Origin of the sequence: Chryseobacterium sp. WG14 (assembly GCF_024586945.1) — a bacterium.
Lineage (GTDB): Bacteria > Bacteroidota > Bacteroidia > Flavobacteriales > Weeksellaceae > Chryseobacterium.
In genome coordinates, this window is record NZ_JALCZD010000004.1 from 289,132 (window position 1) to 302,208 (window position 13,077).

Annotated in this window: 15 protein-coding genes; 13 read left to right on the forward strand and 2 right to left on the reverse strand. The window is 36.2% G+C overall.

What is annotated here, in order from left to right; genetic code table 11:
- The first annotated feature begins 64 nt into the window (after nucleotides 1-64).
- Complete coding sequence (locus MP478_RS09460) at nucleotides 65-1,252, forward strand: pseudouridine synthase (protein ID WP_257188673.1); 1,188 nt, start codon at nucleotides 65-67, stop codon at nucleotides 1,250-1,252.
- Between the two features lie 167 nt (nucleotides 1,253-1,419).
- Here MP478_RS09460 and pncA read toward each other — a convergent pair whose 3' ends face one another.
- Nucleotides 1,420-2,025 carry a bifunctional nicotinamidase/pyrazinamidase gene (gene pncA, locus MP478_RS09465; protein WP_230036414.1) on the reverse strand — a complete coding sequence of 202 codons (606 nt, stop codon included), beginning with the start codon at nucleotides 2,023-2,025 and terminating at the stop codon, nucleotides 1,420-1,422.
- A gap of 215 nt (nucleotides 2,026-2,240) precedes the next feature.
- Here pncA and MP478_RS09470 point away from each other — a divergent pair, with 215 nt between their 5' ends.
- The 5 genes from MP478_RS09470 (at nucleotide 2,241) to MP478_RS09490 (ending at nucleotide 5,510) form a co-directional block, all read left to right on the forward strand.
- Complete coding sequence (locus MP478_RS09470) at nucleotides 2,241-3,383, forward strand: DEAD/DEAH box helicase (protein ID WP_257200312.1); 1,143 nt, start codon at nucleotides 2,241-2,243, stop codon at nucleotides 3,381-3,383.
- A gap of 165 nt (nucleotides 3,384-3,548) precedes the next feature.
- A complete protein-coding gene (locus MP478_RS09475; protein ID WP_257188675.1) occupies nucleotides 3,549-4,085 on the forward strand; it encodes a YfiT family bacillithiol transferase in 537 nt (178 codons plus the stop codon).
- Complete coding sequence (locus MP478_RS09480) at nucleotides 4,082-4,540, forward strand: DUF1569 domain-containing protein (RefSeq protein WP_257188676.1); 459 nt, start codon at nucleotides 4,082-4,084, stop codon at nucleotides 4,538-4,540. The genes MP478_RS09475 and MP478_RS09480 overlap by 4 nt, the downstream gene beginning before the upstream one ends.
- A complete protein-coding gene (gene ytxJ / locus MP478_RS09485; RefSeq protein WP_230036406.1) occupies nucleotides 4,537-4,914 on the forward strand; it encodes a bacillithiol system redox-active protein YtxJ in 378 nt (125 codons plus the stop codon). Before MP478_RS09480 ends, ytxJ begins: the two co-directional genes overlap by 4 nt.
- Nucleotides 4,914-5,510: a Crp/Fnr family transcriptional regulator gene (locus MP478_RS09490; RefSeq protein ID WP_230036404.1), complete on the forward strand. Its 597-nt coding sequence runs from the start codon at nucleotides 4,914-4,916 to the stop codon at nucleotides 5,508-5,510. The genes ytxJ and MP478_RS09490 overlap by 1 nt, the downstream gene beginning before the upstream one ends.
- A 6-nt stretch (nucleotides 5,511-5,516) precedes the next feature.
- Here the strand turns inward: MP478_RS09490 and MP478_RS09495 are convergent, their stop codons facing one another.
- Nucleotides 5,517-6,929: a PLP-dependent aminotransferase family protein gene (locus MP478_RS09495; RefSeq protein WP_257188677.1), complete on the reverse strand. Its 1,413-nt coding sequence runs from the start codon at nucleotides 6,927-6,929 to the stop codon at nucleotides 5,517-5,519.
- A 95-nt stretch (nucleotides 6,930-7,024) separates the two neighbouring features.
- On the opposite strand from MP478_RS09495, the gene MP478_RS09500 reads away from it, so the two are divergent.
- The 7 genes from MP478_RS09500 to MP478_RS09530 all read left to right on the forward strand — a co-directional run bounded on the left by MP478_RS09500 (nucleotide 7,025) and on the right by MP478_RS09530 (nucleotide 13,042).
- Entirely contained in the window at nucleotides 7,025-7,909 is an 885-nt protein-coding gene (locus MP478_RS09500) for a DMT family transporter (RefSeq protein WP_257188678.1), read from the forward strand.
- 97 nt (nucleotides 7,910-8,006) lie between these two features.
- On the forward strand, nucleotides 8,007-8,210 hold the full coding sequence (locus MP478_RS09505) for a hypothetical protein (RefSeq protein WP_257188679.1): 204 nt from the start codon (nucleotides 8,007-8,009) through the stop codon (nucleotides 8,208-8,210).
- Nucleotides 8,211-8,486: 276 nt separating this feature from the next.
- A complete protein-coding gene (locus MP478_RS09510) occupies nucleotides 8,487-9,083 on the forward strand; it encodes a Crp/Fnr family transcriptional regulator (RefSeq protein WP_230036396.1) in 597 nt (198 codons plus the stop codon).
- Nucleotides 9,084-9,494: 411 nt separating this feature from the next.
- Nucleotides 9,495-10,082: a ferritin-like domain-containing protein gene (locus MP478_RS09515; RefSeq protein ID WP_257200313.1), complete on the forward strand. Its 588-nt coding sequence runs from the start codon at nucleotides 9,495-9,497 to the stop codon at nucleotides 10,080-10,082.
- Between the two features lie 66 nt (nucleotides 10,083-10,148).
- The gene (locus tag MP478_RS09520; RefSeq protein ID WP_257200314.1) at nucleotides 10,149-10,451 is read left to right on the forward strand and encodes a hypothetical protein; all 303 of its coding nucleotides are present in this window, start codon (nucleotides 10,149-10,151) and stop codon (nucleotides 10,449-10,451) included.
- 13 nt (nucleotides 10,452-10,464) lie between these two features.
- On the forward strand, nucleotides 10,465-10,845 hold the full coding sequence (locus MP478_RS09525) for a hypothetical protein (RefSeq protein ID WP_257200315.1): 381 nt from the start codon (nucleotides 10,465-10,467) through the stop codon (nucleotides 10,843-10,845).
- A 55-nt stretch (nucleotides 10,846-10,900) separates the two neighbouring features.
- A complete protein-coding gene (locus MP478_RS09530) occupies nucleotides 10,901-13,042 on the forward strand; it encodes a catalase (RefSeq protein WP_257200316.1) in 2,142 nt (713 codons plus the stop codon).
- Nucleotides 13,043-13,077: the final 35 nt, after the last annotated feature.

Consider the following 13,077-nt stretch of genomic DNA (forward strand, 5'->3'; position numbering starts at 1 on the left):
GCAAAGTTATGATTCTTAATTTTTAACTCGTAACTAAATTACTATCTTTGCAGAAATTTTTAGAATGAGCAGAGATAACAATAATTCAGACAGACCAAAAAGACCAAGAGTTTCAACACGAAAAAGCTCTGATGATTCTCGTGCTTCTAGATCTGGAAATTCCTCAGGATCAAAACCTTTTAAGAAATCTTTCTCTAAAGACGGAGACAAGAGAGGTCCGGAACATAAAGGGTCCAATTCAAAATTTGACAAAAAACCTTTCAAGAAAAATACAGAAAGCTCTGAAGGCTCAGGTGATGAGAATAGCTCAAAATCCGAGAAAAGAGCTTACATTACTAATAAAAGCGAGAGCTTCGAAAGAAAATCTTTTGGAAAATCTGCCCCTAAAAGAGGAAGCAGAAGTTTTGATGCAAGAGATAAATATGAAAGAGGCAGTTTAAAGTATGGAAGAAGGCCATCTGGTGGTGATGAAAGAAATGAAGACCGAGCAAAATCTTTTGTACAGAAGAGAAGACTGAATAAAATTGAAAAAGACGTCCATAAAGACAGCATCCGTCTTAATAAATATATTGCTAATTCCGGAATATGCAGCAGAAGAGAGGCTGATGAACTGATCACTCAAGGATTGGTGGAAGTGAACGGAAAGGTAGTAACGGAAATGGGATATCAGGTAGAGAAAACCGACAGAGTAGTTTTTGACGGACAAAACATTACTCCTGAAAAACCTGTATATGTACTTTTAAATAAACCTAAAGGCTATATTTCTACTACGAAAGATGATAAAGCAAGAAAAACTGTAATGGATCTTGTAGCTAATGCATCGCCTTACAGAGTTTTTCCGGTAGGAAGATTGGACCGTTCAACAACCGGGGTTATTTTGTTAACTAATGACGGACACATGACTAAAAAATTGACACATCCATCTTTTGATGCTAAAAAGATTTATCATGTAACACTTGATAAGAAATTAACAGGTGAAGATTTACGTCTTATTGCAGAAGGAATCCGTCTTGATGAAGGGATAGCCGTTGTGGACCAAATTTCATATATTGAAGGTAAGCCGAAAAATGAAATCGGAATTGAAATTCACATTGGATGGAACCGTGTGATCAGAAGAATATTCCAAAGGTTAGGATATGAAGTAGAGGCTCTGGACAGAGTAATGTTTGCAGGATTAACGAAAAAGAATATCAAGAGAGGACACTGGAGAATTCTTACAGAACTGGAAGTAAATAATCTTAAAATGCTTTAAAAATGATAAATAATAAGCGTTCATGCTTGAGATTTATTTATTAATTGTAATTTAAGTTTTACATAAAAAGCGCAGAAAAAATTCTGCGCTTTTCTTATTGAATCAGATAATGAATTCTAATATTTAAACATGCCTAAAACTCATAACCTATAAATCACAACTCCTCATTATCCCAATACGGTTACCCCTTTCTGGATCATTTCATAAATGGCGTCTTTACCGTTATCCGGTTTTACATTTACAGCACGGGTTCCGTTGAAGTGTAAGCAGGTAACATATCCATTGGCAACGGCATCCAGGCTGGTGAATTTCACACAATAGTCCATGGCCAGTCCAACGATTTCTACCAGTTGGATATCATGATATTTCAAGAAATCATCCAACCCGGTTTTCATAAAATGATTGTTATCCTGAAAGCCGCTGTAACTGTCTATTTCAATATTTTTTCCTTTCTGTATGATATGGGTTACTTTGTCTCTGTTCAGATCTTTATGGAATTCTGCTCCGAAAGTTCCCTGAATACAGTGATCCGGCCACATAAACTGGGGAACACCATTTAAAATGATACTTTCTCCAACCTTTCTGTTATTGCTGCTTGCAAAACTTTTATGGCCTACAGGATGCCAATCCTGTGTCAAAACAATCTGGTCATATTCATTTTCCTCCATCAAAAGGTTGATATAAGGAATGATCTCTCCAGATCCAGGTACTGCAAGTGATCCGCCTTCACAAAAATCATTCTGTACGTCGACTATTATTAGCGCTTTTTTCATATTTAGATTTCTCGAATTTTTGATAAATTTACAAAACTAAGAGGCAAAAATTTATCCAAAATAGAATTATCGGACAAATAGGCAAAATATTTTTTTTATACTGATAGATTGGAGCGGTAAAAATTTGGAATCATTAAACTTTGTCTCCGGGGTATTCTGTTTGAAGGCGTACACCAAATTTCAATAGCTTATCTTTGCAGTAAATAAGTATTTTTATGTCATTTGAGTCTTTAGGATTATCACACAATATTATTCGTTCTGTTAACAAACTGGGGTATTTAAAACCGTTTCCCATTCAGGAGCAGGCTGTTCCTGTTATTTTGCAAGGTAAAGATCTGATGGGAATTGCACAGACAGGTTCTGGGAAAACAGCTTGTTTTGTAATGCCAATTTTAGAAAAATTGCAGAATGCAGAAGTAAAAAAAGACCGTAATGTTCAGGTTTTAATACTGGTTCCTACGCGTGAATTAGCTATTCAGATTGATGAAGTTTTCAGAGCTTTTACAGAAAACCTGAAACGGGAAATCCGTACAATGGCTGTGTATGGTGGTGTTTCTATCAATCCACAGATGAAAGGAATGTTTGGAGTGGAAGTCCTGATTGCAACTCCGGGACGTTTATTAGACTTAATTGATCATAATGCATTGAGTATTTCGGGTATTCAGCATTTGGTGATTGATGAAGCAGACAAAATGTTTCAGCTGGGTTTTGGAGAAGAAATGAATAAACTTTTCGCTCTGATGCCTGTCGTAAAGCAGACCACTTTGTTCTCAGCGACTTTAAATGACAAGGTTTCTGAAATGAAAGAACGTTTGTCAATTAATCCTATTCTAATTGAAATAAAAAAAGAGGAAGTTGAAATTGATCATATTGAGCAACTGGCCTATCATGTTTCTCCGGAAAATAAAGGTCCTTTTTTGCGGTATTTAATTAAAGAAAAGAAAGTGGAAAAAGCTTTGATTTTTGTTTCCTCTACAAGATCTGCTGATAATTTAGTTGAAAAGCTTAAAAAAAATAAAATTAAAGCGGTGGCTATTCACAGTCAGAAGTCACAAGGTGCCCGTAGGAATAATTTAGAAGAATTTAAAGTAAACGGTGCCCAGATTTTAGTGGCTACAGATTTAATTGGCCGTGGGATTCATATTGAGTCTCTGCCTTGTGTGATCAATTATGAGTTGCCGCGTTCGCCTTTAGACTACATTCATCGTATTGGTAGGACAGGCCGTGCCAATGAAAAAGGGACAGCTATTACTATTCTGACGGATGATGAGCTTCAGCATTTCAGAGTAATTCAAAAGAAAATGGGTAAAAAAGTAACCCTACAACGAACAGAAGGTATTGATCTGCATGGTTATTAGTACATCAATTAAATAAAGTGGGCTTCAATTTTAGAATTGAAGCTTTTTTATTCACTGGAAATATCCTCTATTTTTGATAAATTTACAAACCTAACAGATAGAAATTTGTCCAGAACCTAATAGTCAGACAAATAAGCAATATTTAAAAAATTAAAACTATGAATAATGAGTGATTTAGAGAATAAGAAATTTCCAATAGGGCAGTTTGAAGCTCCCGAAAACATTTGTGATACAACTTTGGATACTTATATCAAAGTGATTAAAGATTTTCCTGGCAGGCTGAAAAACCTTATCGAAGACTTTACAGATGATCAGTTGGATACTCCGTACAGAGAAGGAGGCTGGACGGTAAGACAGCTTGTAAATCATCTTTCAGACAGTCATATGAATAGTTTTATCCGGTTTAAACTGGCACTAACAGAAGATAATCCAACCATTAAACCTTATAATGAGGCTCAGTGGGCAGAGCTTCAGGACAGCTTTCATATGCCTGTAAAACCGGCAATGAGAATGTTGAAAGGAACTCATCAAAGATGGGTTGTTCTTCTTAAAAGTCTTACCAATAAACAGTTTGAGAGAACTTTTCATCATCCGGAACATCATAGAAATTATGACCTGAGAAGCAGCCTTGCCCTGTATGCCTGGCATTGTAATCATCATTTTGCTCATATAGAAAATCTGAAGAAAGAAAAAGGCTGGTGAAAAAAAGCTTTAATAATCCCCTTTATTTTGAGGAAATTATAGAAAGGATTTCCAAATTATCCGAAAATTCCCCTGCAAAATGGGGAAAAATGAATGTGTGTCAAATGTTCAGGCACTGTGATATGGTTCTTCAGGTGGCTTTAAAAACAGTTGAGCTTCCGCGCATTAATCCTTTTTTCAGGGTAATTGGGATCGTTACTAAAATAGAAATGTATGTTTTCAATAATGGAATTCCCAGAAACATGCCTACTTTTCAAAAACTAATCATTAATTTTGAGTGTGATTTTGATGAATCAAAAACCAATCTGCTGAAGACGCTGGAGGAATTCCGGAAAGCCTGTACAAATAAAGAGCTGCCGGACTATCACAGACTATTTGGGAACATGACTGAAAAAGACTGGAAATTTTTAGAATATAAACATCTTGATCATCATTTAAAACAATTTAATGTATGAGTTTTTTTGATAAAATATTCGGTGGAAAAAGCGAAACCCCTGATCAAAAATCTTTCTGGAAAAAGATAGAATCTGCAGAAGATCTGGCGAAAGCCATTGAGCGTTCTCACCACCATAAAATAGCTGTATTCAAACATTCAACAGGCTGCTTTATCAGCAGGACTGTTTTGAAGAATTTTGAAAAGGAAGTTGAAAATTCAGATCCGAAAGTAGACTTATACTACCTGGATCTGTTAGCTCACAGAGATCTTTCAAATAAAATTGCGAAAGATCTTGAGGTAAGACATGAAAGTCCACAGTTAATTGTTATAGAGAACGGAAAGTCCGTTAAAAGTGCTTCGCACGAGGATATTTCTTTAAGCCAGATTATATAATGAAGAATATTAATAATTATTTAGCCAAAGTATTAAACGTTCCTCTTCAGAACGTAAACACCTGCAGTCTGCATTACGAAGCAAAGAAAATTCCTAAGAATCAGTTTCTCCTTCAGTATGGTGAAATATGCAGGCATATATTCTTTGTGGAAAAAGGACTTATTAAAATGTATTCCATTGATAAAAACGGAAAGGAACATATTATACAGTTCGCCCCTGAAAGTTGGCTGATCTCTGACCGGAGTAGTTTATATTTCAATGAAAAATCCAATTATTATATAGAAGCAGTGGAAGATTCGGAAATACTGTTTTTGCATCCTGATTTCTTCAATAAGCTGGTAGAGCAATTTCCGAACAGTATTGAACGAAGTGATTTTTTATTACAGAAGCATATCCGAAGTTTACAGAACAGGATCAATTCTTTACTGGGTGAAACAGCAGAAGAAAGATACATGAAATTCATCAAAATGTATCCCGATTTACTGCTGAGAGTCCCTCAATGGATGATCGCTTCTTATCTGGGAATTACCCCTGAGAGTTTAAGCCGTGTAAGAAAAGAACTGGCGAGAAAAAATTTCGTTCCGGATAATAAATAACAGGTATTAAATTTTTTTTGCAAGATTTCCGACCTGTCTGAGTTTGGCCTGGGTTTCTTCTGACCATGGAAGACCTATACACAGTCTCATACAGTTTTCAAACTGCTCCTGAAAGGTAAACATCCTGCCGGGAGCAATACTTATGTTCTGTTTGATGGCGAGATCATACAGTTCTGTAGTGCGGATTTTCTTATCAAATTCTACCCACAGAGACAATCCTCCCTGCGGACGGCTTGTTTTTGTGCCTTCGGGAAAAAATTCTGCAATGGTCTGCACATAATTCTGGTAATTAGTCTGCAGTGTTTTGCGAAGCTGCTGAAGATGTTTCTCATACCTTCCGGATTTCAGGAAATTGGCTACGGCTTCATTGACAATAGAGATGGAAGAGGTAGAGTGCAGCAGTTTAAGTTTAAGTATTTTATCTTTATATCTTCCGGGAGCAATCCACCCCACACGATAGCCCGGAGCCAATGTTTTGGAAATAGAGCTGCAGTAGAGAACATTTCCGTCTTTATCAAAAGATTTACAACATTTTGGTCGGGAAGCCCCAAAATAAAGATCTCCATACACGTCATCTTCAATGAGTGGAATATTGTTTTCTGACAGAATTCTTACGACTTCTTTTTTGTTTTCATCAGGCATACAGCTTCCCAGAGGAGAATTAAAGTTGGGGATTAACAGGCACAGATCAATTTTGGGAATGAGTTTTTTTAAGGCTTCAATTTCTATTCCTGTTGTAGGGTGAGTGGGAAGTTCCAGCACTTTTAACCCTAATCCGTTGGCTAATTGCAAAATCCCGGGATAACAAGGACTTTCAATGGCAATAGTATCCCCGGGTTTTCCCAAGGCCATGAGACAGAATGATAACGCATTCATTCCACCGTTTGTGGTAATAAGATCTTTTTCATTAAGGTTTCCACCCCATTGTAAAGAGCGTATAGCAATCATCCTTCTGAGTTTAAGATTTCCCTGAAGTTCCTCGTATTCTGTTCCTCCGTCTTTTAATTCCCGTGTTGCATTAATGATTTCCTTTTTCAGTTTCGCCTGGGGAAGAAGTCCTCCGGATGGAATACCGATCGAAAAGAAGGTAAGATCTTTCCTTCCCATATTTTCATATACTTTACTGATCAGCTCATCCGGTTCATCATTATTAGCCATTAAAGAAGGGCGGCTTACTTCAGGTAAAGGGAGTTTTACAGATAGCAGCTGACTGACAAAATAACCGGATTGAGGTTTGGATTCAACCAGTGACTGTGATTCAAGTTCCAGGAAAACCCTTTTTGCAGTATTCATGCTTACCTGATGTTCACTGCATAGCATTCTTACGGAAGGAAGCTTGTCTCCAGCTTTTAAAACACCATTCCTGATTTGATTGGCTATACCGTCTGCAATTTCTGTATATAAAAATTCTCTGCTCATTTTTTTAAACTGTGTTCATGCAAATATACAAAACTGAGACTGTGTTTATTGAATTTACCTCTCTAATTTTGAACCATCAATTAAAACGTATTATAATGATGACAGATACAATTTCAAAAGACCAGGCAGTAAGTGGCTGGATCAATGGTTTTATAGGAGTTTTGCTTTTCAGTGGCTCTATGCCCGGAACCAAACTTGCAGTAATGGAGATGGATCCTATATTTGTAACTATTGCCCGTGCGGTTATTGCAGGAATTCTGGCTCTTTCGGTTCTGTTTATTTATAAAGAAAAACGCCCTGCTAAAAATCAGATCTTTTCCCTTGTACTGGTGGCTATTGGCTGTGTAATAGGATTTCCGCTGCTTTCTTCGTTGGCATTGCAATATCTTACTTCTGCACATTCTATTGTATTTTTAGGAATGCTGCCCATGGCTACGGCTATTTTTGGAGTATTTCGTGGTGGGGAAAGACCACATCCTATATTTTGGTTATTTTCGGTCATAGGAAGCTTCTTGGTAATCGGCTATGCTTTTTCTCAGGGCATTTCAGCTTCTCCAATTGGAGATATTCTAATGCTTCTGGCGGTTATTTTATGCGGAATGGGTTATGCTGAAGGAGCTAAACTTTCCAAAACCCTGGGCGGATGGCAGGTTATTTCATGGGCATTGGTATTATCCTTACCAATAATGATTCCTTTATTTTTCTTCTATTTACCAAATAATCTTGAAACGGTAAGTTTTAAAGGCTGGTTTGGATTGGGGTATATTTCTTTGTTCAGCATGTTTATCGGCTTTATATTTTGGTATAAAGGGCTGGCACAGGGAGGTATTACCTCTGTAGGGCAGCTTCAGCTACTTCAGCCTTTTTTTGGACTTGCTTTGGCAGCGTATCTTCTTCATGAGCAGGTGAGCATAGGAATGCTGGGAGTTACCGTTGGGGTCATTTTATGTGTAGTTGGGACTAAGAAATTTGCGAAATAATTAAAAATAAATCATTATGACCTAAATCATAAAAAATAATTTTATAATAATCTACTTTTGTAAATACACACCATCTAATACTATTATTATGAAATTTATGATGTCACTAATGCTCATCGGATTCCTCATGAGCTGCAAAAAAGAAACCCGGACAGAGACTACAGTTACAGATACTGTAAGTGTAGATACTACAACGAATATTGCACCGATGCCATCTGATACTGTACGTGCAGATACTGTTATTTCGCCAAATAATAAGGATACTGCTCAAACAATACAGAATAAAACTATAAAAAAATAGCAGTATTTACATACCCTAACAAAACCCGTTTCATCAATGGAACGGGTTCGTGAAATTTATCTCCATTTGTTAATTTTTAAAATAAATTGATTCAAAATTTTTATAAATCAAACTAATTGATACAATATGAATTTAATAAAAATTAATATCATTTTAACGCAATTTAACAATTTCAACAAGTGATAAGGTTTAATATTTGTATCCATAAAGGTAACTTTCCAATGGATATTTTACTTTAGATAAATTTTAAAATTAACATTTTAAAAAAAAAGTATTATGGTTATTGACGAAAATATTTTGTACTCAGCAGGTGCAGAAATCAAAAATTATAATCCTTCTGAAAATTTATTTATTCAGGGAGATATACCCAATTATTATTATCAGATTATTAAGGGTAAAGTAAAGCTTAATAATTATAATGAAGACGGGAAAGAGTTTATACAAAATCTCCTATATGAAGGACAAAGCTGCGGAGAATCCATACTTTTTATAAACAAACCTTACCCGATGAATGCTGAAGCCATTACAGAATGTAGTGTTTTAAAACTTCATAAATCAATATTTTTCAATTTATTGACCCAGTCTCCGGACTTATGTATGGAAGTGAATAATTTCCTTTCCCAGCGTCTGTATTATAAATTTATTATGATGCAGAATATTTCATCTCAAAATCCTTCTATAAGGCTTAAAGGGCTCATGGATTATCTTAAAAGCTCTCAAAATGATGAAAGGCCGTACTCATTTACCGTTCCATTAACGAGACAGCAGATGGCTAGTCTTACCGGTTTATGTGTAGAGACAGCTATAAGAACTATTAAACACATGGAAAGGGAAAAAATAGTTAAAATTCAAAACCGTAAAATTTTATATTAATATTTGCAACATGACTCAAGTCATAAAAAAGTGAGTTATTCAATTGTACATTTGAAATATAACGTTTCAGTACAATTCTCAAAACCCCAGGAACAAAGCATATGCTTTATGCTCAAGTAAAATTATCACGAGTCCGTTGCCGTCTGATACTAGTGAATGAAAGCAATGCATCACTTAATAGTAATTATATAAAATTCAGTTATGGACACTAGAAATGTAAGAAAAAATATAACGTAAGGATACTCATCTGAAAACCTTTTGCCAAAATAGGCAGACAGGCATCTCACGGAGGTGGAAGGTCTTAAAAAAACGGGATTCGGAGGCAGACATAATTCATAATTCTTTTTCCAAGATTGCCTCTTTGATTTGATGAAGAGGCAATCTTTTCAACACTAAACACCACTTTATATCATGGCAAATAAAATATTAGAACCTACTCATCCTGAACCGATAGCAAAAAAGACTATCGTAAAAAATGGCAATATAATAACTGAGGAGATGAAGAATGCACCCCTTCACCAATTTTTTGTAAATGCTCTTAAGGATATTTATTATGCTGAAAATGCTATCCTTGAAGCATTAGATAAAATGCAGGAAGCCGCTACAGCCGAAGAGCTTAAAGAAGCTTTTGAGGATCACCATCTTCAAACCCAAAAACATGTAAAACGTCTGGAAAAAGTATTTCAGCTTATTGGTGAAAAGCCTGAAAAGAAAGAATGTAAGGCTATAAAAGGGATTATTGAAGAAGGTGAAGAAGTAATCAAAACAACCGAAGAGGGTACTGCAACAAGAGATGCTGCATTAATTATTGCTGCACAAAAGGTAGAGCATTATGAAATTGCTACCTATGGAGGGCTTGCTCAGCTTGCCATTACTATGGGACATGATAAGGCCGCAGATCTGCTTGAAAGAACCCTTCAGGAAGAGGAAGATACTGATTATCAGCTTACAGAAATTGCAGAAACATCCATCAATTTTGATGCTGAACAAGAAGATTAAACTGCTATATAATAAGCCATATAGCTTGTTTTACAGGGCTTATTTTAACCACGAACACTTACCATTATGGACTGTCAGAAAATAATAAAAACGCTGAAGCACAAAGATTTTGTAAAAGTCACCAACAAAGGTAAATGGTTTGAGAATGGAACAGCTGTCTACGCAAAAGAGATCAAAGAGAATATCTTTTTGTTATTTATAATCCTGAAAGATATAGATATTGAAAATATTCAGGCATTAATCGCCCATTTCGACTGTTTCAACAGTATAGGGCTGAAAGAACCGGAACAGATCATGTTTTATCTTTCCATTAAGGATAAGGATGACCTCCATTATTTTGAGCAATATTTAAAAGCTTCTAACAACTAATAACTCTTTACATATGATATTTGAAAATGATGTTTTAAAATATTCCGAACTGAATAATAAAAATAATGCCCTGGAAAATGAGTCATTATTTCCGGTTGTTATTAATTCCTACGGAGTCACCGCTTTTCTGATTAAGTCTTTGGAAAAGATTAAAAAAAATGCAAAATGTGAGATCCTGAAAAAAGTAATTGACAATTATGTACAGGAATATTTACTTCATATCCGTGAATTTCATAATCAAAGTACACTGGATACTTCAGCTCTGGATTCTGAGATCAGAATTGAAACCCCATCTTTCACTTTATATGCAAAAACAGCCTATTATAAAGTAGTAAAGGAAGAAGAGTATATCAACAGGATTCTCAATATGTTTGAGAGTGACAATACAGAATGATTGTACCAAAATAGCTATTAAAGTACCTTAAAACCTATCATCAACCATAAATCCTATGAATATGAATACCAATGAACAAAACAATAAAAAAGCAGAACAACTGGACGTACACAGTACTTCTAATGCAAACGAAAAGCTTACTACAAATCAGGGTTTAAAGATCAATAACAATCAGGATTCTTTAAAAACGGGAGAAAGGGGACCTTCTTTATTGGAAGATTTTATTCTGAGAGAAAAAATTACCCATTTTGATCATGAAAGAATTCCCGAGAGAGTGGTTCATGCACGAGGTTCAGGAGCACATGGCGTTTTTAAACTTACTAAAAGCCTGGCAGCCTATACAAAGGCCGGTTTTTTATCTGAAGTAGGAAAGGAAACGCCAGTTTTTGTGAGGTTTTCAACGGTTGCCGGAAGCAAAGGCAGCACTGACCTGGCAAGAGATGTACGGGGTTTTGCGATAAAATTTTATACTGAAGAAGGTAATTATGATATGGTGTGCAATAACATGCCTGTATTCTTTATTCAGGATGCAATTAAGTTTCCGGATCTTATTCATGCTGTAAAACCTGAGCCAGACAATGAGATTCCTCAAGCAGCTTCTGCTCATGATACCTTCTGGGATTTTATTTCGCTGATGCCCGAAAGTATGCATATGATCATGTGGCTGATGAGTGACCGTGCTATTCCCAGAAGTCTTAGAATGATGGAAGGCTTTGGAGTACATTCTTTCAAATTCATCAATAATGAAGGGAAGGTACACTTTGTAAAGTTTCATTTTAAACCAAAACTGGGGGTGCATTCCGTAGCCTGGGATGAAGCTCAGAAAATCTCCGGAGTTGATTCTGACTTTCATAAAAGAGACCTTTGGGAAGCCATTGAAAACGGAGACTATCCGGAGTGGGACCTGGGAGTACAGCTGATTCCTGAAGACAAAGAAGACCAGTTTGATTTTGACCTTCTGGATCCCACGAAAATTGTTCCTGAAGAAGAAGTTCCTGTAGAAATTGTAGGAACGCTGACACTGAACAGAAATCCGGAGAATTTTTTTGCGGAGACAGAGCAGGTGGCTTTCCATCCAGGCCATATTATTCCGGGAATAGATTTTAGTAACGACCCTCTTCTGCAGGGCAGGTTATTTTCATATACAGATACCCAATTATCCCGATTAGGATCTCCGAATTTTCATGAAATTCCGATTAACAGATCTGTGAATACTGTTCATAACAATCAGAGGGACGGACATATGAGACAGCAGATTGTTAAAGGAAAAAGTAGTTATGATCCCAATTCTATTGGCAACGGATGCCCTTTTCAGGCTATGATGTCTGAAGGTGGTTTTACCTCTCACGGGGAAAGGATATCAGGTTCAAAAATCAGGGAAAGAAGTAAAAGTTTTGTAGATCATTATTCTCAGGCAAAATTATTCTATAACAGCCAGTCGAATCCTGAAAAAACACACCTTCAAAATGCACTGATCTTTGAACTTTCAAAAGTAACAATTCCGGAAGTCAGGGAAAGACTGGTGGGGCAGCTTGCTTATATCGATATGTTTTTGGCACAGAAAGTAGCTGAAAAATTAGGTATTGAGGTTAAAAAACTTGAATGGCCCAATCAAAGCCTACCTGCAGACAGCAATATTGTAGAGCTACAGAGTGAGGAAAAAGAACCGAGAACAAAAATATCGGAAGCACTTAGTATGGAAAATACGGTCAAAAATACTATTAAAAGCAGAAAAATAGGCTTTATACTGGCTAACGGTGCAGATAGTGGAGCAGTACATAACCTTAAAACCAAACTGGAGGAAAAAGGAGCAAAAGTGGAGCTGATAGCACCAAGTTTGGCCAAAGTAATAACAAATGATGGGAAAGAACTAACTCCTAAACATTCTTTTACTAGCACTGCAAGTGTTTGTTTTGATGCTCTTTTTATCTGCTCCGGCGAGGATTCTGCAAAAGAACTGATGACAGCAGTAAACAAACATCTTGTCCTGCATTTCATCAATGAAGCCTATAAGCACTGTAAGGCAATTTATTTCGGATCAGGTACAGACCTGGTGTATCATAATTCTAATGTTGCTGCGAAGCAACACCAGGATCCGGGAATCATTACCGGAGAAGATGATTCTCCGGCAGAAAATTTCATAAATGCTATTGCCAAACACAGGGTCTGGAATCTGGAAATAGAGAGAAACTCTTAATCATAAAAACCTTTCACACCACACATCATCTATCT